Source organism: Massilia sp. CCM 8734, from assembly GCF_011682155.1.
In the GTDB taxonomy this organism is placed as follows: Bacteria; Pseudomonadota; Gammaproteobacteria; order Burkholderiales; family Burkholderiaceae_D; genus Telluria_A; species Telluria_A rubra.
In genome coordinates this window covers 174870-194458 of the sequence record NZ_WHJI01000005.1, presented here as the reverse complement: position 1 = coordinate 194458, position 19589 = coordinate 174870, and the positions used below count along the sequence as shown (strand labels likewise).

Sequence of the window (19589 nt, the reverse complement as noted above, 5' to 3'; positions counted from 1 at the left end):
CAGCGATGCCACCCGTGCCGCGCGCTGACGCGCGCCGCGTCACCGGGTCCTATCTGCAGCCGCTGCTCGAAGCGGCGCAGGCGCGCGGCGTGGCCCCAAGCGCGTTGGCCGATGCCGCCGGCCTGCCCGCGGCGACGCTCGAGCGCCTGCCCGATTCGCTCGGCGCGGCCGATTACGTGCGCCTGCTGGCCGCCGGCGCCGAGCTGGCGCGCGACCCGCATTTCGGCCTGCACGTGGGGGAACGGGTCAGGCTGGGAACGTACAGCGTGTACGGTCTGATTTTGCTGTCGTGCCGCGATTTCGGCCAGGCTTTCCAGCAGACCTTGCGCTACGAGCAGCTGGCGCACGACCTGGGTCGCTCGGTGCTGCACCTCGATGGCGCACAGGCGCAGTACGAATGGGTCAGCAACTATCCCGACGGCAGCCGCCACCTGGTCGAAAGCGTCTTTGCCGGCATCCGCACCTTTACCAACTGGCTGGCCGGGACCGCGCTGCCGGCGCCGCAACTGGAGTTTACCCACGCGCAGCAGGCCGACGGCGCCGAGTATGCGCGCATTTTCGGCGCGCTGCCGCGCTTCGGGGCGAGCGCCAACGCGGCCGGCTTCGACGCCCAACTGCTTGGCTGGCCGGTGCCGAATGCCGATGTGGGCCTGTATCCGGTGCTGCAGCGGCACGCCGAGCAGCTCCTGCGCGAGCGCGGCCGGGATGACGATGGGGTGGTGCCGCGGGTGCATGCGGCCATCATCGGCAACCTGGCGCACGACCGGGTGCGGCTGGCCACGATTGCGGAAGAACTCAAGCTCTCGCCACGCACCCTGCAGCGCAAACTGAGCGAGGCCGGGGCCAGCTTCCAGCAGGTGCTCGACCAGGCGCGCTACGCCCTGGCCATGGATTACCTGCGCCAGGGCGGCCTGTCGCTGGTCGATATCGCGTTTTTGCTGGGCTATCAGGAGCAAAGCGCGTTCTCCCACGCCTTCAAGGAATGGTCCGGGGTAAATCCCGGAGCGTGGCGCGATAGCGGCCATTTGCGCCTATAATACGTCGCTGTTCCGATCTACGCTAACCCTGCGCTTCCTGCGCCAAAACCTGGCAACGCCGTGAATCCACATCTCGACAAACTGCACCCCTACCCTTTCGAAAAACTGCGCCAGTTGTTCGCGGGCGTGACCCCGAACCCGGACTACGCCGCCATCAGCCTCGGGATCGGCGAGCCGAAACACCCGACGCCGCCCTTCATCCAGAAGGCGCTGGCGCACGGTGTGGCGGGACTGGCCAATTACCCGACCACGGCCGGCAGCGACGCTTTGCGCGGCGCCATCGCCGGCTGGCTGGAACGGCGCTACGGCGTGCCGGCCTTGAATCCGGCCACCCAGGTGCTGCCGGTGAACGGCTCGCGCGAGGCGCTGTTTGGGATCGCCCACTGCGTCATCGATGCCTCGAAACCGGCGCCGCTGATCGTCTGCCCCAACCCGTTCTACCAGATCTACGAGGGCGCGGCCTACCTGTCCGGAGCCGAGCCGTACTTCGTCAACTCGGAACCGGGCCGCAATTTCGGCTGCGATTACGCCAGCGTGCCGGCCGCATTCTGGCCGCGCGTGCAGTTGCTGTACCTGTGCACCCCGGGCAATCCGACCGGCGCCACCCTGTCGCTGGCGGACTGGGAGCAGTTGTTCGCGCTGTCCGACCGCTACGGCTTCGTGATCGCCGCCGACGAATGCTATTCCGAGATTTACCACACCAGCGCGGCGCCCCTGGGGGCGCTGGAAGCGGCGCACCAGCTCGGGCGCAGCGGCGGCGAGACGCCGTACGCGAACCTGATCGTGTTTTCCAGCCTGTCCAAGCGCTCCAACGTGCCGGGCATGCGCTCGGGCTTCGTGGCCGGGGACCCGGCCGTGATCAAGAAATTCCTGTTGTACCGCACCTACTGCGGCGGCGCCATGTCGCCACCGGTGCAGGCCGCGTCCATCGCCGCCTGGGGCGACGAAACCCACGTGCAGGAAAACCGCGTCAAGTACCGCGAAAAGTTCGCCCTGGTCACCCCGCTGCTCAGGGAAGTGATGGATGTGGAGCTGCCCGACGCCGGCTTTTACCTGTGGGCCGACGTGCGCCGCAGCGGCCTGTCGGACACCGAATTCGCGCGCCGTCTTTACGCGGAATATAATGTAACGGTCCTGCCGGGCAGCTATCTGGCGCGCGACGCGCACGGCATCAACCCGGGCAGCAACCGCATCCGCATGGCCCTGGTCGCCGAAGTCGACGAAGGCGTCGAGGCAGCCCAGCGCATCGTCCAGTTTTGCAAGTCACTGAAGTCTTCTTGAATCGGTCACACTGATTCCGCCACACCACTTACTGATAATACGATCATGACCCAACAACTCCAAAGCATCATCGACACCGCCTGGGAACAGCGCGCCGAAATCAATCCATCGAACGGCACGGCCGAACTGCGCGAGGCAGTCGCCCACGTGATCGCTGGCCTGGACGACGGCAGCATGCGCGTGGCGCAAAAAACCGGTGCCGACTGGGTCGTCAACCAGTGGATCAAGAAAGCGGTGCTGCTCTCCTTCCGCCTCGAGAACAACAGCGTCATGACCTCCGACGGCACCATGCAGTTCTACGACAAGGTACCGACCAAGTTCGCCAACTACACGGCCGACGATTTTGCGCGCGGCGGTTTTCGCGTGGTGCCGCCGGCCGTTGCGCGGCGCGGCAGCTTTATCGCCAAGAACGTGGTGCTGATGCCGTCCTACGTCAACATCGGCGCTTACGTCGATGAAGGCGCCATGATCGACACCTGGGCCACGGTCGGTTCGTGCGCGCAGATCGGCAAAAACGTGCACCTGTCCGGCGGCGTTGGCATCGGCGGCGTGCTCGAACCGATGCAGGCAAATCCGACCATCATCGAAGACAACTGCTTCATCGGCGCCCGCTCCGAGATCGTCGAAGGCGTCATCGTCGAGGAAAACTCGGTCATTTCGATGGGCGTGTACATCGGCCAGTCGACCAAGATCTACGACCGCGCCACCGGCGAAGTGAGCTACGGCCGCGTGCCGGCCGGCTCGGTCGTCGTGTCGGGCAACCTGCCGTCGCCGGATGGCCTCTACAGCCTGTATTGCGCCGTTATCGTGAAACGTGTGGACGCCCAGACACGCTCTAAAACAGCGATCAACGAATTGCTTCGCGGTATCTGATACAGTAAAAGTCCAAACCAGGAGAAAAAAAATGGCAATGGACCGCTTGTTCCATCTGATGAAAGAAAAAAACGCGTCGGACATGTTCTTCGCGGTCAATTCGCCCGTCCACATCAAAATCAACGGCAACCTGATTCCCATCAACCAGCAAAAGCTGGAGCCGGAAAACATTTCAGCCCTGCTCGCGGAAATCTGCACCCAGGAGCAGATGGACGAACTGGCGCGTGAAAACGAGCTGAACATGGGTATTTCGGTCGCCAACCTGGGGCGTTTCCGTCTGTCGGCGTTCCGCCAGCGCGGCTCGATTTCGGCCGTGTTCCGCTTCGTGCCGGCGATCATCCCGCCTCTGGCCGACCTCGGCCTGCCGCACGTGCTGGCCGACCTGATCATGGAAAAGCGCGGCTTGCTGCTGCTGGTCGGCGCGACCGGTTCGGGCAAGTCGACCACCATCGCCTCGATGCTGGATCACCGTAATGAATTGCGGGCCGGACACATTTTGACCCTGGAAGACCCGATCGAATACCTGTTCAAGAACAAGAAATCGATCGTCAACCAGCGCGAGATCGGTAGCGATGCCAATAGTTTCTACATAGCACTGCGCAATTCGATGCGCCAGGCGCCCGATTGCATCCTGATCGGCGAGATTCGCGACAAGGAAACCATGGCTGCGGCCCTGGCGTACGCCCAGTCCGGTCACCTGGTGCTGGCGACCTTGCACGCGAACAACTCGTACAACGCGTTGAACCGGATCATCAGTTTTTATCCGATCGAAAACCGCCCTGCGCTGCTGCAGGATTTGTCGTCGGCGGTCAAGGCGATCGTGTCGCAGCGCCTGGTGCGCTCGGCGGCGGGCGGCACCCGCCAGGCGGCGGTGGAAATCATGGTCAACACGCGCTATATCGCCGACCTGATCGACAACGGCGAGATCGGCCAGATCAAGGAAGCGATGGAAAACAGCCTGTCGCCGGGTTCGCAGACCTTCGAATCGGCCTTGTACGAGCTGGTCAAGAGCGGCCTGATCACCCAGGAAGAAGGGCTGGCCAATGCCGACTCGGCAACCAATCTGTTGTGGCTTCTTAACAACGGTCCGGACATACGCGCCGCGAGTACGCCGGAGGCAGCGCCCAAGCCTGTCGTGGAATCGTCGTCGTTCACCGAGTTTACGCTCAATAGCTGATTCGGGCGGCGCTCGCCGCCCTCCTGCGCCGCATGCGCAGGAGCTTCTCCCCGGCCACCGCGCTACCAGCGGTGCGCCTGTGGTATCCTCCCGGGTTCCCCAAGAATACTCAGGCAACCACGCCCGCATGCCGGGCGCCGGACCGCCGCGCTCCTGATCGACCATGAAAAAAACCCTGTACGGCATTCCCAACTGCGACACCGTCAAAAAAGCCCGCACCTGGCTGGCGGAGCACGCGCAGCCATTCGACTTCCACGACTTCAAGAAGCAGGGGCTCGAGCGCGCCACCGTGGCCGCCTGGCTCGAACAACTGGACTGGGAAGTGCTGGTCAACCGCAAGGGCACGACCTGGCGCAAGCTGCCCGACGAGCGCCGCGCGGCCATCGTCGACAAAGCCAGCGCGCTCGAACTGATGCTCGAACAGCCCTCCGTCGTCAAGCGCCCGGTGCTGGCCGGCGCCGGCAAGCTGTCGGTCGGCTTTTCGGATGAGCAGTACCGCCAGATCTTCTCACTTTAAGACGCCAATGACCTTTTCCCGTACCCTCGCGCTGACCGAAAAACTGATCGCGCTGTCCTCGATCACACCCGACGACAAAGGCTGCCAGCGGCACCTGATCGAGCAACTTGCGCCGCTCGGCTTCGTGTGCGAGACCATCGAATCGAACGGCGTGACCAACCTGTGGGCGCGCAAGGGCGCCGCCTCGCCGGTGTTCGTCTTCGCCGGCCACACCGACGTGGTGCCGACCGGCCCGGTCGAACAATGGCAGTCGCAGCCCTTCATTCCGACCCAGCGCGACGGCAAGCTGTATGGACGCGGCGCGGCCGACATGAAGACCTCGATCGCGGCCATGGTCGTGGCGTGCGAAGAATTCATCGCCGAACACCCCGATCACACCGGCTCGATCGCCTTTTTGATCACCAGCGACGAAGAAGGCCCGGCCACCGACGGCACTGTGGTGGTCTGCCGCCTGCTGGAGGAGCGCGGCGAAAAGATCGACTACTGCCTGGTGGGCGAGCCGACATCGGCCAACACCCTGGGCGACATGATCAAGAATGGCCGGCGCGGTTCGCTGTCGGGCAAATTGGTCATCAAGGGTATCCAGGGCCATATCGCCTACCCGCAGCTGGCCAGGAATCCCATTCACCAGGGCGCGCCGGCATTGGCCGAACTGGCCGCCGAGCAGTGGGATGCGGGGAACGAATACTATCTGCCGACCTCGTGGCAGATGTCGAACATCCACGCTGGCACGGGTGCGAACAACGTGATCCCGGGCGAGGTGACGATCGACTTCACCTTCCGCTTTTCGACCGCCAGCACGTTTGAAGGCCTGAAAGCGCGCGTGCATGCGATCCTCGACAAGCATGGCCTGGAATACGCGCTGGCGTGGACCTTGTCCGGCCTGCCCTTCCTGACCCCGCGCGGCACCTTGTCGGACGCGCTCTCTTCGGCCATCTTCACCGAGACCGGCGTGCGGACCGAATTATCGACCACGGGCGGGACCTCGGACGGGCGCTTCATCGCCCGCATCTGCCCGCAGGTGATAGAATTCGGCCCTCCGAATGCCAGCATCCACAAGATTGACGAGCACATCGACGTGCGTTTCATCGATCCGCTCAAGAATATCTATCGCCGCACGCTCGAGCACCTGCTGGCGCCTGCGCCGCACAACACATGACCCGAGAACAGCCATGACGACTACTCTGTTTACATCGACTTTTACTACGCCGCGCGACCTGCTGCGCTATGCAATCACCCGTTTCAACGGCGCCAAGCTGTTTTTCGGCCACGGCAGCGCCGAAGCGCTGGACGAAGCGGCTTATCTGATCCTGCACACGCTCAAGCTCCCGCTCGACAAGCTCGATCCCTTCCTCGACGCCCGCCTGCTGCCGGACGAAGTGCTGCAAGTGCTGGCCGTGATCGAACGGCGCGTGGGCGAGCGCGTGCCGGCCGCCTACATCACCAACGAAGCGTGGCTCGGCACCTATGCCTTCTACGTCGACGAGCGCGTGATCGTGCCGCGTTCCTTCATCCATGAACTGATCCCGCACCAGTTCAGCCCTTGGGTGGAAGATCCGTACGCGGTCGAGAACATCCTCGAACTGTGCACCGGGTCGGGCTGCCTGGCAATCATGATGGCCGACGCCTTCCCCGACAGCGTGGTCGATGCGGTCGACATTTCGACCGACGCGCTGGCCGTCGCCGAGCGCAATATCCGCGAATACAAGCTCGAAGGCCGGGTCAACCCGATCGCCTCGGACCTGTACCAGAATGTCCCGTTCAAAAAATATGACCTGATCATCTCGAACCCGCCGTACGTCAATTCGGCGTCGATGGCGTCGCTGCCGCCGGAGTACCTGCGCGAGCCGCAGATTGCGCTCGACGGCGGCGCCGACGGCATGGACCTGGTGCGCAAGATCGTCGCCGGGGCCGCCGAACGCCTGTCGCCGAACGGCATCCTGATGGTCGAAATCGGCAACGAGCGCGACTACGCGGAAGCGGCCTTCGGCCACCTCGGCCTGACCTGGGTGACCACCAGCGCCGGCGACGATATGGTTTTCCTGCTCACCGCAGAGCAGTTGCAAGCACAGTAATCCTCACTCATTACAAAAAGTAGAACATGATCCGTTTCCTGAACGTTAGCCTGATGCGCGGCACCAAGCCGCTGCTGGAAGGCGTCGACCTTACCCTTAACCCGGGCGATAAAATCGGCCTGATCGGCGCCAATGGTGCCGGCAAATCGAGCCTGTTCGGCATGCTGCGCGGCGAGCTGCACCCGGACCAGGGCGAGATCGATTTCCCCGCCAAATGGCGCATGGCTTACGTGGCCCAGGAAACGCCGCCGCTCGAACGCGCGGCGCTCGATTACGCGATCGACGGCGACGTCCACCTGCGCAAACTCGAAGCGGAACTGGCGCGCCTGGAATCGGAACCGGAAACGACCGAGAACGGCATCGCCATCGGCGAGATCTACAGCGCGCTGGCCGACGCCGACGCCTACACGGTGCAGTCGCGCGGCGAACAGCTGTTGCTGGGCCTTGGCTTTTCGCTGTCGCAGATGCAGATGCCGATCGTCAGCTTCTCGGGCGGCTGGCGCATGCGCCTGAACCTGGCGCAGGCGCTGATGTGCCCTTCCGACCTGTTGCTGCTCGATGAACCGACCAATCACTTGGATCTGGACGCGATCATCTGGCTGGAAGACTGGCTCAAACGCTATGCCGGCACCCTGATCATCATTTCGCACGATCGCGACTTCCTCGACGAGATCGTCAACGTCATCGTGCATATCGACGAGCGCAGGCTGAAACGCTACTCGGGTAACTACTCCGGCTTCGAACGCCAGCGCGCGGCCCAGATGATCCTGGCCGCCGGCGCACTCGCCAAGCAGCAGCGCCAGCGTGCCCACCTCGAGTCGTTCGTGAACCGCTTCAAGGCGCAAGCCTCGAAAGCGCGCCAGGCCCAGAGCCGTATGAAGGCGCTCGAAAAGATGGAAGAACTGGCGCCCTTGCGCGCCGCCGCCGAATTCTCGTTCGAGTTCCGCGAGCCGCTGGCCGCACCGAATCCGCTGCTGGTGATGGAAGACGTGGACGCCGGCTACCATATCCTCGACGAGCATGGCGACAAGGTCGGCGACAAGGTGATCGTTTCAAACATCAAGTTCTCGCTGCAGATCGGCCAGCGCATTGGCCTGCTGGGTGTGAACGGCGCCGGTAAATCGACCCTGATCAAGACCATCGCCGGCGAACTGATGCCGCTCACGGGCGACGCCACGCTCGGCAAGGGCCTGTCGATCGGTTACTTCGCCCAGCACCAGGTGGAGATGCTGCGCCATGACGAGTCGCCGCTGTGGCACTTGTCCAAGATCGCGCCGACGGTGCGCGAGCAGGAACTGCGCAACTTCCTGGGCGGCTTTAACTTCCCGGGCAATATGGTCACCAGCCCGATCCGCCCGTTTTCCGGCGGCGAAAAGGCGCGCCTGGCACTGGCGCTGATCGTCTGGCAGCGCCCTAACCTGCTGCTGCTCGATGAGCCGACCAATCACCTGGATCTGGAAACGCGCGAAGCGCTGACCATGGCGCTGGCGCAGTTCGAAGGCACCCTGGTGGTGGTATCGCACGATCGCCATCTGCTGCGCGCGACCACCGACCAGTTCATCATCGTCGCCGACGGCAGGCTGCAGCCGTTCGACGGCGACCTGGACGACTACAAGGACTGGCTGTTCCAGACCAAGCTTGGCAAGGGCACCACCGTGCTGCCGGCGGCGGGCAAGGATAACAAGACGGCGTTCCCGGTGGCGGCGGCGGTTGCGGCGCCGAGCGCGCCGGTGGTCGACAAGAAGGACCAGAAGGAGCAGAAGCGCCAGGACGCGGAACAGCGCCAGCGCACGGCGGCGCTGCGCAAACCGATCGAAGGCAAGATCAAGCGCCTGGAAGAGCAGATCGCCAAGCGCAACGAGCAAAAGACCGACGTCGACGCCAAGCTCGGCGAAGCGAGCATCTATGAGGCGGCCAACAAGGCCAAGCTGAAAACGCTGCTGGCCGATCAGTCATTCTACAAAAAGGACCTGGCGCAGCTGGAAGCGGAGTGGATGGAGTTGCAGGAGCAGTTGGAAGGGTTGGCGGCGTAACCCTTACCGCAGCGCGCACTACACCCCGTCGCCCCCGCGCAGGCGGGGGTCCAGGTTCGTAGCTCAGTTATCGGCTACGGAACACACTTGCCCCCCCCTGCCGAGGGCCGCCTTGGCGCGGGGGGCGACGGTTTTGAGGGTAACGATAGCGCCTTACGCAGCCTGCTGCGCCACCGTCTCGCGCCGGATCGACATCAGCTTGTCGATATCGACCAATATCAAACGCCGCCCGTCGGTTTCGCCCAGTCCCATTAAATAGTCGCAGCCATTCTCGCGGGTCATGCCAGGAATCGGCGTGATCTGGTCCGGATACATGCGCACCACGTCGGTCACCCCGTCCACCAACATCCCCATCACGCAGCTCGACAGCTGCAGGATGATCACGTCGGTCGTCGGGCCGGGCGAAGCGGCGCGCTCGTTGAACGCCACCCGCATGTCCACCAGCGGCATGATCACGCCGCGCGACACCGCCACGCCCTTGACGATCGCCCCTTCCGAGGCGAAACGCTCGAGCGACTGGAACGTGAGCAATTCTTTCACCTTGCAAAAATCCACCCCGTATTCCATGCCCCCAAGCTGAAAGCTCAGGAACTCCAACTTCCCGACAGGGGCAGACTGCGTTGAAATCGTGTGCATGGTGGTCCTTTCGTCTCTGCGGGGCTGCGGCAAGGTCGCGAAACCCCATCGTAATGCGCGTGTGCAAGCGTCTCGTTGAGCGCGATCAAGGTTTGGGGCAGTCTGGCCGCGCTTGCAATGCAACGGGAAGTCTTTACAATGGGGCGGCAATATTCCATGGGGATCATTGCGAACTTGAAGGACGGACAATGTATCAATGGGTGAAGCGACTTTTTTCTGCTTCCGAGCCGGCGCCCGACGCGTCTGGCGCGGCGCAGGCCAGCCGGCCATCAGCCGTGGCAGCGACTGGCGGCGCGCCACCCGGATCGGCGGCCCAGTTATCGTTCGAGCAGCGCGACGGCGTCAATGGCACCTATTTCAACTGGCTGTTCGAGAATGCCGACGTCACTGGCCTGGACACCACGCCGCACGAAAACCAGGTGCTCGACGCGCTCACGGCCATCCTGACGTCGCAGCAATCCGGCGCGGCGCTGGTGCGCCGCCTTCCCGGCCTGCTGCCGCAACTGCTGCAAAGCCTGCGCAGCGATAACTTCTCGGGCGCGCAGCTCTCGCGCACCATCTCCAACGACGTGGTGCTGGTGGCGGCCGTGATCCGCATGGCCAATACCTCGTTCAAGGGCAGCGGCACCACGATTACCAGCGTCGAACACGCGGTCATGCTGATCGGCCAGGAAGGCTTGCGCCACCTGATCACCAGCGTCGCCTTCCGCCCCATCATCGACCTCAATTCGGGCCAGTACACGCGCTTGCTGGCGCCGCGCATCTGGGACCAGTCCGAGCGCTGCGCGGTGGCCAACCGCATGCTGGCCGAAGCCATGGGCGTCGATCCTTTCGAAGCCTTCCTCGCCGGGCTGGTGCAGAACGTGGGCTTGATCGTCACCCTGCGCATCATGGACCAGATGAGCCAGGGAGAGAAAGAACTGGGCTCGGAGATGTTCTGCGCGCGCCTGGTGCGCGACGCCCGCATCCTGAGCTGCAGCATCGGGCGCGAATGGAATTTCCCGGAGAACGTGGTCAGCGCCATCGGCGAGCAGGCCGGCATGCGCAAGGGCGTGCCGGTGTCGCCGCTGGGACGCTTGCTGACCCAGTCCGATTACCTGAGCAAGGTGCGCATCCTGGTCGATAACGAACGCCTGGGGCAGGACGATGCGGTGCTGTTCAAGGGACTGTCGCCGCAGGCCATGGCGTGTTACCGCGCGCTCGACGCGATCGAAGACGATGTCGTGGCGACGCCCGCCCCAGCAGCGCCGGCGCCGTGAACGCAACGATCGATCCGGGCGAGGTGGAGTTTTCCGCCATCCGCGCCCAGGGGCCTGGCGGGCAGAATGTGAACAAGGTCTCGTGCGCGGTGCATTTGCGCTTCGACGTGGGCGCGTCGTCGCTGCCCGAGGCGATCAAGGAGCGGCTGCTGGCCCTGTCGGACCAGCGCATCACCCAGGCCGGCGTGGTGGTGCTCAAGGCGCAGCAGTCGCGCAGCCTGGAACAGAACAAGGAAGACGCGCTGCGCAGGTTGCAGGAGCTGGTCGACAGCGTGGCGGTGCTACCCACGATACGGCGCGCGACCAAGCCGACCAGGGGCTCGCAGCGCCGCCGGCTCGATTCGAAGACCAAAAGCGGGCAGACCAAGGCGATGCGGGGCAAGGTCAGCGAGTAGCGCGTCTCACGCCCCGCTCTTCCAATCGACCGCCCCGTCCTCCCCCGCAAAAATCACCTCCCCTTCGGCGCGCTTGGTGCGCAGTTTGAGCTTGATGTCCTTGGCCGGCAAGTCGTAGATGCTGGCGCCGTCCGGGTGATAGCTCATCCCCCGCACCACCGTCTCGCCCTCGATCCGCTTGACCGTCACCGAACTGACCCCGGTGCTGTCGACGCGCTGGCGCACCAGCTCCGCCAGCAGCGCGGCGCCGGCCTGCTGCTCCGTTTCGGCCGCCTTCACGTCCAGCGACACCCTGGCGATCGCCTTCAAGGCCGGCCCCGCCGCCAACGCCATTTTCTGGAACATCGGCACCTGCTCCTCGGTCAAGATCAACTCCTTCTTGCGCACCTTGGAGGCCAGCATGACGTACTTGCGCACTTCCGGCTCATTGGTCATCGCGTCCATCTCGGCCTTGCGCCGCAACGCCAGCGCGGCGAACTGCGCGACCCGCGCCGTCATCGTCACGATCACCTCGTCCAGGCGCGCGCTGTCGGGCTGCAGCGCGAAGATGTGCATCTCGCTCTGCCGGCGCGGCCCGGCGCTGTTGACCGTCACCGTGCGCGCCGCGATGGCGCAGCCCTCGGCCTGGCTGATCGTCACATCCTCGCCCATGATCTCGCAGTTCACCGCGTGCATGATGGTCACGCGCGTGCCGGAAATGACACAGCTCTCGGCGCGGTTGAGCACCACCTCGCCGGCGCTGGCCTGGATCACCGAGCCCGACGCCACGCCCTTGACGCGGATATCCCCGCGCGCGTTATGCGCCGTACCGCCGACCAGGTTGCGGTTCAACAGCACCGTGCCGCCGCGCGAGATGATGTTCCCGAACACGTCGGCGTGAATCGTGATGCCCTCGCCTTCGACCACGCGCTTTTCCTGCACTTCACCGAATTCTTCGAAGTCGCCGCTCAGTTTCAGGTTGCCGGTGGTGCGCGCGCTCACGCCATCGCGGCTGATGATCTTGTCGCCCACCGAAATCTGGCCGCTCTTGCTGTCCACATTCAAAAAACCGGCGTGCTGCGCGATCAGGAACTCGCCCTCGCCCGTGACCTCGACCACCGTCCCCGGTCCGGCCATGGGCGTGACTTCGGTATCCTTCGGCATGGGCGGCTCGATCCGCAATCCGGACAGCTCAAAACCCCGCTTGCCCGCCACGCGCGGCACCTTCTTTAGCAGCCGCACCCCCTTCTCGACCTGCGGAAAGCGGTTCTGGAAGGCCATCAGATCGAGCTTGCCGTTGGCCAGTTGCAGCGGCGCGTCGCTGCGATGCAGGTCGCTGGTCACTTCGATCACATGCGCGTCGCGCCCCGCCCGTGGTTCGAGCAGCCTGGCCACCACCACGCGCTCGGACTTGCCGCCGTCGATGGCCTGGCGCACCGCCTCGACATCAATCCCGAAACGGATCCCCTTGCCCCACATGTCGGCGATGAATTCGTCCACATCGAGCCGCTCGGGGGTGCCCGGGCCATCCGGGTCGGCGGGGTCGGCCACGTACACCGGTTCGAAAAAATATTCGGCCTTGCCGCGGTTGATCTTGACCGACTTGTAGAGCGGGCGCCGCAGCGGGCTGAAAGGCCGGATGGCCGAGGCCAGGCGGATGATCACGTGGCCATCGGCGGATTTGGGCAAGGGCGGGCCGGCGCCGTAAACGGCCTTGATCAGCAAGGGATAGTCGAGCTCGACCAGGTAACTGGTGGCGAAGATGCGGTCGATGGCGGCGCCGAAGGTCGTGCCGAGCACGCTCGGGTCGCCGTATACGCCGTCGGGACGCTCGATGATGCAGTGATCCAGCTCGGGCATTGCATCGCCCGGGCCGGCGGCCGAACTTGCGCCAGAAAATTCAATCGACAAGACGTCACTCCATTGCTGATGCAAGCTTATACACCTGGCAAGTGTATTTCGCTATTGGTAAGTTTTTTCTAGCGTAACAGCTTGTCTCATCTAAATAAACAATTGGATGCGCGAAACTCAACAAATGTAACAATCGGGGGAATGGGGTGGTGCGAGGGGGAGGCAGGTGCGCGATGGCGCCGGGCGCCGTGGTGCGCCCGGGAGAGGGTCAGCGGCGCGGCGCGTTCCTGTAAATGTCGACGCCGGCTTCGTTGATCTGGCGCCGCAGGTCGCGCCGCTCGTCGGCCGTCATGCGGCTGCCACGCCGGGCGGCGTCGGCATTCTGGGCGTTTTGGTCCTGCTGGGCCTGCAACTGGCGACGTTGGTCGTCGGCGCGCGCTTCGAACTGGCGCTGCGTATCCTGGCGCTGCTGCTGGGTGCGCTGAGCGTCGGCCATGCGCTGGGCATCGCGTTCCTTGTCGCCGGGGTTGGCCTGGGCCACGGACAAGCCGGCGCAAGCGAACAGGCAGCACACAGCAACGCGACGGACGAACGCATGCCTGCAACGATCTGCGAGGGTGGCTGTCTTGGTTTCGGTGTGTGCGTTATTCATGGTGATCCTCTTCCGCAGTGCCTGATAAACATATAAGCTTGACCTGCTACTGGAACTCAGTGTATGACCATTTGCATCTGGGCATAAGCCGAATTGGGTAAAGTTTGTAACAGTATGTAATGACCTTCGCGCATCGTGTTCTATCGGGCGATAAGACGTTACCATAGCGACATGAATCTGACAAATCTGACAGCCAAATGAACACACCAGCCTCCCCTACCTCAGGCAACAATACAACGCAGGCGAACGCCAATGGTCACGCCGCCAAGATTATGGTAGTCGACGACGACGTGCGCCTGCGCGATTTGCTGCGCCGCTATCTTACCGAACAGGGCTTTTTGGTGGTCACCGCCGAGAGCGCGCCTGCCATGAACAAGCTGTGGCTGCGCGAGCGCTACGACCTGCTGGTGCTCGACCTGATGCTGCCCGGCGAAGATGGCCTGTCGATCTGCCGCCGCCTGCGCGGCGCGGGCGACCAGACCCCGATCATCATGCTCACCGCCAAAGGCGAAGACGTGGACCGCATCGTCGGCCTCGAAATGGGCGCCGACGACTACCTGCCCAAGCCCTTCAATCCGCGCGAACTGGTGGCCCGTATCGGCGCCGTCCTGCGCCGCAAGGGGCCGGACGAGATTCCGGGCGCGCCATCCGAAACGCCGCAGTCCTTCGAGTTCGGCCAGTTCGTGCTGGACCTGGGCACGCGCACGCTGAAGAAAAATGGCGAGACGGTGCCGCTGACGACCGGCGAATTCTCGGTGCTCAAGGTGTTCGCACGCCATGCGCGCCAGCCGCTCTCGCGCGAAAAACTCATGGAGCTGGCGCGCGGGCGCGAATACGAAGTCTTCGACCGCAGCCTGGACGTGCAGATTTCGCGTCTGCGCAAGCTGATCGAGCCCGATCCCTCGTCCCCGCTGTACATCCAGACCGTGTGGGGCCTGGGCTATGTGTTCATTCCTGAAGGCCAGCCACGCTAGTGTTTGCACGCGATTCAAGCACGCCTCACAGCACGCAAATGAGCTGGCTCAGGAGCGGCCTGTTCTGGCGCACCTTCCTCTTGCTCAGCATCCTGACCACGGTGTCCATGGCCTCGTGGATCGGGATGATCAGCGCCGTGCAGCGCGGTCCGCAAGTCGAACAGACGGCCGACCTGGTCATTTCGGTGGTGACCATCACCAAAGCCGCCCTGACCCACTCCGCGCCCGAACTGCGGCGCGAGCTGCTGTTCGAATTGGTCAGCAACGAAGGCATCCGCATCTTTACGCTGGAGAGTTCCGACGCGGTCGATCCGCCGCCGGACAGCACCCTGATGCCGGAAATCGAAGCCATCATCAAATCCAAGCTGGGCGCGGACACGCGTTTTTCGAGCCGCGTGAACGGCACCGCCGGCTTCTGGATCAGTTTCAAGATCGACGACGACAGTTACTGGCTGATGCTCGAACGCGAACGCCTGGAAGGCTTGACCGGCGTGCAGTGGCTCGGCTGGGCCACGGTGGTGGGCGCATTGTCGGTGGTCGGCGCGGCGCTCATTTCGAGCCTGGTCAACCTGCCGCTGGCGCGCCTGACCGCCGCGGCGCGCGCTATCGCCCAGGGCAAAAAACCGGACCGGCTGCCCGAAAAAGGCTCGAAAGAGATCATCGAAGCCAATCGCAGCTTCAACCAGATGGTGGAAGACTTGCAGCAGGTCGAATCGGATCGCGCCGTCATCCTGGCCGGCATTTCGCACGACCTGCGCACGCCGCTCACGCGCATGCAGCTCGAGCTGGAAATGGCCAAGCTCAGTAACGAAGCGCGCGAAGGCATGCAGTCCGATATCGAACAGATGGACGCCATCATCGGCCAGTTCCTCGACTACGCCAAGCCGACCGAGGCGGCCACGTTTGTTCCGGTCGATATCGGCGAACTGCTGCAGGACACCGCGCGCGAAGCGGAGCGCATGCTCGACATCCATGTCACGACCCACATCGAAGAAGGCGTGCACGTGATGGGCAACGCCACCGACCTGCGGCGCGTCTTCAACAACCTGGTGGAGAACGCCCGCCGCTACGGCAAGACGCCGGGCAGCGACTTTACCGAACTCGATATTTCGTGCCGCATCAAGCCGCACGGCCTGGGCAAGCGCGTGGTGATCGAAGTGCAGGACCACGGCCAGGGCGTGCCGGACGATCATATCGAACTGCTGCTTAAGCCGTTCACGCGCATGGACAGCGCGCGCGGACAGGCCAACGGCGCCGGGCTGGGACTGGCAATCGTGGAACGGGTGGTCTTGCGCCACAACGCCGAACTGCAGGTCAGCAACCGCGAAGGCGGCGGCCTGCGCATCGCGCTGGTGATGGCGCTGGCGAGCTGACGCCTCGATCAGCGCAGGGTGTAGTTCTCGCTGTCGAAACGGCGCGTGGCCCAGCGGTAGGAAAAGGTAAACCCGGGCCAGATGGCGTAATTGCGGCCCTTGCCGTCCAGGTACCAGTTCTTGCAGCCGCTGCTCCACACCCCGCCGCGCAGCTTGCGTTGCAAGGTATCGTTCCAGGCGCGCTGCGCTTCCTCCTTCACATCGACCGAGTGCAGCTTGCGCGCGCGGATGGTCTTGATGGCGGCAAGCGCATAGTTCACACCGGCCTCGATCATGTAGATCATCGAGTTGTGGCCCAGGCCCGTGTTCGGCCCGACGATCGTGAAATAGTTCGGAAAACCGGCCACCGTGCAGCCCTTGTAGGCTTCCAGGCTGTCGGCGAACATGCGCTTGCCGCCGCACCCGCGCACATCGACCGCGTGGAGCACGCGCTCAACGTCGAACCCGGTCGCGAAGATGATCACGTCCGCCGCTCGTTCGGCGCCGTCGGCGCTGGCGATGGCGTTGGCGCTTACCCGGCTGATGCCGTTTGTGATCAGCTTGACGTTGGGGCGGGCCAGGGCCGGATAAAAATCGTTCGCCATCAGCACCCGCTTGCAGCCCATCTTGTAGCCGGGCGTGAGCTGGCGCCGCAGCAGCGGGTCGTCAATCTGGCGTTCCAGATGACGGCGCGCCACCCACTGCGGCAGCGCCAAGAATCGCGAGGTGGTCAGGAACAGTGGCGCGCGCGATTCGTACAGCAGGTAGTTCAGGGCGCGGTAAGCGAGCCGCAGCGGCGCCACGCGCGCCAGTAACGAGCGCTCGCGCGGGCCGATCACGCGGTCGGGACGCGGCATGATCCATTGCGCCGTGCGCTGATACACATCGAGCTGCGCGACCAGCGGCGCAATCTGCGCAATGAACTGGACTGCGCAGGCGCCGTTGCCGATGACGGCCACGCGCTTGCCGCGCAGGTCGACCGCGTGGTCCCAGCGGCTCGAGTGAAAGGCGGGGCCGGCAAAGTCGGCCAGTCCCGGCAAGGCCGGAATGGCTGCGCGGCTCAGGGCGCCGGGCGCGCTGATGACCGACCTGCTGGTGAGCGTGCCGGCGCCGGTGCGCACCAGCCAGTAGCCGCCCTCCTCGTCGAATTGCGCGCCTTCGTAGGCGCAGCCCAGGCGCAGGTGCGGCGCCAGGGCGAAGTCGCGCACCAGCGAGCGGGTGTAGGCCAGCAGTTCGTCCTGCCCCGCGAAACGGCGCGTCCAGCGCGCATTGGGCGCGAACGAGAACGAATACAGATGGCTGGGAATGTCGACCGCGCAGCCGGGATAGGTGTTTACCCACCAGGTGCCGCCGAAGTCCTTGTCTTTTTCGAGGATGATGAAGTTGTCGATGCCGGCCTGTTTGAGCCGCACGCCGGCGCACAAGCCGCCGAAGCCGCTGCCGATGACGATGACCTCGAAATCGGGCGCGCCCATCAGGTGCGCACCACGTAGTTGCCGATGTCGAAGCGGCGCGTGGCCCAGCGATAGGTGAAGGTAAAGCCCGGCCAGGCCGCGTAATTGCGTCCGCGCGCATCGAGGTACCAGCTTTTGCAGCCGCTGTTCCAGATCGTGCCGCGCAGCTTGCGATGCACCCTGGCGACGAAGTCGCGTTGCACCTGCGCCTTGACGTCGACCGAGTGCAGGCCCTGCGCGCGGATCGCCTTGATGGCCTCGACCACATAATTGACGCTCGACTCGATCATGTAGATCATCGAATTGTGACCGAGCCCGCTATTCGGCCCGGTGACCGTAAAATAGTTCGGAAAGCCGGCCACGGCGCAGCCCTTGTAGCAATCCTGGTCATGCTCGAACAGGCGCTTGCCGCCACGTCCGCGCACCTCGATGGCGCCCGGCGCGTGCCCCACATGAAAGCCGGTCGCGTAGATCAGCACATCGACCGCCCGCTCGCCGCCGTCGGCGCAAACGATGCTGCTGGCGCGCACCTGCGCCACCGCGCTGGTGACCAGGCTGACGTTGGGGCGCGTGAGCGCCGGGTAGTAGTCGCTCATGACCAGCACCCGCTTGCAGCCCATGGTGTAGTCGGGCGTGAGCTGGCGCCGCAGCGACGGATCGGCCACCTGGCGATGCAGGTGGCGCAAGCCAACCGCCTGCGCCAGGCGAAACAGGCGCGGAAAAAACACGTACAGCGGCGCGTTGATTTCATACAGGGTGTAATTGAAGGCGCGGTACAGCAGGCGGATCGGCGCGAGCCTGGTCAACAGCGAGCGTTCGCGCGGGCCGATGGCACGGTCGTGGCGCGGCACGATCCACTGCGCGGTGCGCTGGTACACATCGAGCTGCGCGACGATGGGCGCAATCTGCGGGATGAACTGGATCGCGCTGGCGCCGTTGCCGATCACCGCCACGCGCTTGCCGCGCAGGTCCACGTCGTGGTTCCAGCGGCTCGAATGAAAGGCCGCGCCGGTAAACGTGGCGATGCCGGGCAAGGCCGGAATCGCCGCCCGGTTCATCGCGCCCAGGGCCGACACCACGCACTTGGCGCTCAATGGCCCGGCGCTGGTGCGAACACGCCAGTAGCCACCCTCCTCCTCGAACTGCGCGCCTTGGTAGGCGACACCGAGGCGCAGGTGCGGCGTGAGGCCGAAGTCGCGCACGATGGCGCGCGTGTAGTCGAGCAGTTCGGACTGGCTGGCCAGGCGGCGCGTCCAGTTCGGATTGGGCGCGAACGAAAACGAATATACGTGGCTGGGAATGTCAACCGCGCAGCCGGGATAGGTATTGACTTGCCAGGTGCCGCCGAACTGCGCGTCTTTTTCGAGGATGACGAAATTATCGATGCCGGCCTGCTTGAGCTTGACGGCGGCGCACAGCCCACCGAAACCGCTGCCGATGACGACCACCTCGAACCGCGGCGCGGTCATCGGTTCGGCACGCGCGTTTGCAGCAGCTCGGCCCGAAAGCGCGGCTTGCCGTCGCGCTCTAACACGTAACTGAGTTTGCTCCCGTCCGGCGAGACCGAGAGCGTCCAGACGTTGGTGGCGGCGGCGTTAATCAAGCGCGCCGTGTAGGCATCGGCGCGGAACATCTGCGCGATGGCGCTGCCGTCGCTGCCGGCGGCGCCGCCGTACATGGTTTGCTTGTCCGGCGCGCCGTCGGCATGGCGGTGGTCGTGCTGCAAGGTCAGGCCGGACGGGGTGCGGGTGATTATCCAGGTACGCGAAGCGTCCTCGCCGACGACGAAGGGAATCCGGATCTCGCTGGCGTTGCAGGCGCTGACGGTAGCGACCAGCTTCTTGCCGGCAAAGGCTTCGCCGCCGTCGTCGGGCGCCACCGAGGCGCCCTCGTACACGGCGCCGCACAGCTTGCCGAGGTTGGCGAAAAAGGCGTCGCGCGCGTCAGCGGCGGGGACCGCGTGGCAGGGCAGCGCCAGCATGCCGGCCAGGACGATGGCAGTGGTGCGCAGGATCATGGAGCTCGCTCTCGGGTGGTGATGGTG

Annotated in this window: 18 protein-coding genes; 12 read left to right on the top strand and 6 right to left on the bottom strand. The window is 64.5% G+C overall.

Translation table 11 applies throughout. The annotated features are described in order from the left end of the window. Positions 1-5: 5 nt before the first annotated feature. From F2P46_RS07235 to F2P46_RS07200, 8 genes are all read left to right on the top strand, one after another. Positions 6-1037, top strand: coding sequence for an AraC family transcriptional regulator (locus F2P46_RS07235; protein WP_229509144.1), 1032 nt, complete (start codon positions 6-8; stop codon positions 1035-1037). 60 nt (positions 1038-1097) lie between these two features. Further along, positions 1098-2318 (top strand): succinyldiaminopimelate transaminase, encoded by a 1221-nt coding sequence (gene dapC, locus F2P46_RS07230; protein ID WP_166886798.1) that lies wholly within the window; start codon positions 1098-1100, stop codon positions 2316-2318. Positions 2319-2363: 45 nt separating this feature from the next. After that, positions 2364-3191 (top strand): 2,3,4,5-tetrahydropyridine-2,6-dicarboxylate N-succinyltransferase, encoded by an 828-nt coding sequence (gene dapD / locus F2P46_RS07225; protein ID WP_166886795.1) that lies wholly within the window; start codon positions 2364-2366, stop codon positions 3189-3191. Between the two features lie 31 nt (positions 3192-3222). After that, positions 3223-4368, top strand: a complete 1146-nt coding sequence (locus F2P46_RS07220) for a PilT/PilU family type 4a pilus ATPase (RefSeq protein WP_166886792.1) — start codon at positions 3223-3225, stop codon at positions 4366-4368. Between the two features lie 163 nt (positions 4369-4531). Next, a complete protein-coding gene (locus tag F2P46_RS07215; RefSeq protein ID WP_166886789.1) occupies positions 4532-4885 on the top strand; it encodes an ArsC family reductase in 354 nt (117 codons plus the stop codon). Positions 4886-4892: 7 nt separating this feature from the next. Next, on the top strand, positions 4893-6044 hold the full coding sequence (gene dapE, locus F2P46_RS07210) for a succinyl-diaminopimelate desuccinylase (RefSeq protein WP_166886786.1): 1152 nt from the start codon (positions 4893-4895) through the stop codon (positions 6042-6044). Positions 6045-6069: 25 nt separating this feature from the next. Then, positions 6070-6960: a 50S ribosomal protein L3 N(5)-glutamine methyltransferase gene (gene prmB, locus F2P46_RS07205; protein WP_166886966.1), complete on the top strand. Its 891-nt coding sequence runs from the start codon at positions 6070-6072 to the stop codon at positions 6958-6960. A 26-nt stretch (positions 6961-6986) separates the two neighbouring features. Then, the gene (locus tag F2P46_RS07200) at positions 6987-8993 is read left to right on the top strand and encodes an ATP-binding cassette domain-containing protein (RefSeq protein ID WP_166886783.1); all 2007 of its coding nucleotides are present in this window, start codon (positions 6987-6989) and stop codon (positions 8991-8993) included. 153 nt (positions 8994-9146) lie between these two features. Here the strand turns inward: F2P46_RS07200 and F2P46_RS07195 are convergent, their stop codons facing one another. Continuing rightward, positions 9147-9629, bottom strand: a complete 483-nt coding sequence (locus F2P46_RS07195) for a chemotaxis protein CheW (RefSeq protein WP_166886780.1) — start codon at positions 9627-9629, stop codon at positions 9147-9149. A 275-nt stretch (positions 9630-9904) separates the two neighbouring features. Here F2P46_RS07195 and F2P46_RS07190 point away from each other — a divergent pair, with 275 nt between their 5' ends. Continuing rightward, the gene (locus F2P46_RS07190) at positions 9905-10888 is read left to right on the top strand and encodes an HDOD domain-containing protein (protein WP_368737886.1); all 984 of its coding nucleotides are present in this window, start codon (positions 9905-9907) and stop codon (positions 10886-10888) included. Then, positions 10885-11283, top strand: a complete 399-nt coding sequence (gene arfB, locus F2P46_RS07185) for an alternative ribosome rescue aminoacyl-tRNA hydrolase ArfB (protein ID WP_166886774.1) — start codon at positions 10885-10887, stop codon at positions 11281-11283. Before F2P46_RS07190 ends, arfB begins: the two co-directional genes overlap by 4 nt. Before the next feature lie 6 nt (positions 11284-11289). Here arfB and F2P46_RS38195 read toward each other — a convergent pair whose 3' ends face one another. After that, positions 11290-13122, bottom strand: a complete 1833-nt coding sequence (locus F2P46_RS38195) for a flagellar assembly protein A (RefSeq protein ID WP_267875835.1) — start codon at positions 13120-13122, stop codon at positions 11290-11292. A gap of 259 nt (positions 13123-13381) precedes the next feature. Beyond that, the gene (locus F2P46_RS37530; protein ID WP_229509130.1) at positions 13382-13765 is read right to left on the bottom strand and encodes a hypothetical protein; all 384 of its coding nucleotides are present in this window, start codon (positions 13763-13765) and stop codon (positions 13382-13384) included. A gap of 272 nt (positions 13766-14037) precedes the next feature. On the opposite strand from F2P46_RS37530, the gene ompR reads away from it, so the two are divergent. Both ompR and F2P46_RS07165 read left to right on the top strand, forming a co-directional pair. Beyond that, the gene (gene ompR, locus F2P46_RS07170) at positions 14038-14739 is read left to right on the top strand and encodes a two-component system response regulator OmpR (protein WP_229477061.1); all 702 of its coding nucleotides are present in this window, start codon (positions 14038-14040) and stop codon (positions 14737-14739) included. 38 nt (positions 14740-14777) lie between these two features. Then, a complete protein-coding gene (locus F2P46_RS07165; protein WP_166886766.1) occupies positions 14778-16112 on the top strand; it encodes a sensor histidine kinase in 1335 nt (444 codons plus the stop codon). A gap of 8 nt (positions 16113-16120) precedes the next feature. On the opposite strand, the gene F2P46_RS07160 is transcribed toward F2P46_RS07165, so the two are convergent. From F2P46_RS07160 to F2P46_RS07150, 3 genes are read right to left on the bottom strand one after another with little or no spacing between them, the layout of a single operon-like run. Continuing rightward, positions 16121-17566 (bottom strand): NAD(P)/FAD-dependent oxidoreductase, encoded by a 1446-nt coding sequence (locus tag F2P46_RS07160; RefSeq protein ID WP_166886763.1) that lies wholly within the window; start codon positions 17564-17566, stop codon positions 16121-16123. Next, the gene (locus F2P46_RS07155; protein ID WP_166886760.1) at positions 17566-19014 is read right to left on the bottom strand and encodes an NAD(P)/FAD-dependent oxidoreductase; all 1449 of its coding nucleotides are present in this window, start codon (positions 19012-19014) and stop codon (positions 17566-17568) included. The genes F2P46_RS07160 and F2P46_RS07155 overlap by 1 nt, the downstream gene beginning before the upstream one ends. After that, positions 19011-19562, bottom strand: coding sequence for a hypothetical protein (locus tag F2P46_RS07150; RefSeq protein WP_166886757.1), 552 nt, complete (start codon positions 19560-19562; stop codon positions 19011-19013). The genes F2P46_RS07155 and F2P46_RS07150 overlap by 4 nt, the downstream gene beginning before the upstream one ends. Positions 19563-19589: the final 27 nt, after the last annotated feature.

What these genes read in the sequence shown, in the direction of transcription:
- F2P46_RS07235 (WP_229509144.1), top strand. Translation starts at nt 6, where the DNA reads ATGCCACCCGTGCCGCGCGCTGACGCGCGCCGCGTCACCGGGTCCTAT.
- dapD (WP_166886795.1), top strand. Translation starts at nt 2,364, where the DNA reads ATGACCCAACAACTCCAAAGCATCATCGACACCGCCTGGGAACAGCGC.
- F2P46_RS07220 (WP_166886792.1), top strand. Translation starts at nt 3,223, where the DNA reads ATGGCAATGGACCGCTTGTTCCATCTGATGAAAGAAAAAAACGCGTCG.
- F2P46_RS07215 (WP_166886789.1), top strand. Translation starts at nt 4,532, where the DNA reads ATGAAAAAAACCCTGTACGGCATTCCCAACTGCGACACCGTCAAAAAA.
- dapE (WP_166886786.1), top strand. Translation starts at nt 4,893, where the DNA reads ATGACCTTTTCCCGTACCCTCGCGCTGACCGAAAAACTGATCGCGCTG.
- F2P46_RS07200 (WP_166886783.1), top strand. Translation starts at nt 6,987, where the DNA reads ATGATCCGTTTCCTGAACGTTAGCCTGATGCGCGGCACCAAGCCGCTG.
- F2P46_RS07195 (WP_166886780.1), bottom strand. Translation starts at nt 9,629, where the DNA reads ATGCACACGATTTCAACGCAGTCTGCCCCTGTCGGGAAGTTGGAGTTC.
- F2P46_RS38195 (WP_267875835.1), bottom strand. Translation starts at nt 13,122, where the DNA reads ATGCCCGAGCTGGATCACTGCATCATCGAGCGTCCCGACGGCGTATAC.
- F2P46_RS37530 (WP_229509130.1), bottom strand. Translation starts at nt 13,765, where the DNA reads ATGAATAACGCACACACCGAAACCAAGACAGCCACCCTCGCAGATCGT.
- ompR (WP_229477061.1), top strand. Translation starts at nt 14,038, where the DNA reads ATGGTAGTCGACGACGACGTGCGCCTGCGCGATTTGCTGCGCCGCTAT.
- F2P46_RS07165 (WP_166886766.1), top strand. Translation starts at nt 14,778, where the DNA reads ATGAGCTGGCTCAGGAGCGGCCTGTTCTGGCGCACCTTCCTCTTGCTC.
- F2P46_RS07160 (WP_166886763.1), bottom strand. Translation starts at nt 17,566, where the DNA reads ATGGGCGCGCCCGATTTCGAGGTCATCGTCATCGGCAGCGGCTTCGGC.
- F2P46_RS07155 (WP_166886760.1), bottom strand. Translation starts at nt 19,014, where the DNA reads ATGACCGCGCCGCGGTTCGAGGTGGTCGTCATCGGCAGCGGTTTCGGT.
- F2P46_RS07150 (WP_166886757.1), bottom strand. Translation starts at nt 19,562, where the DNA reads ATGATCCTGCGCACCACTGCCATCGTCCTGGCCGGCATGCTGGCGCTG.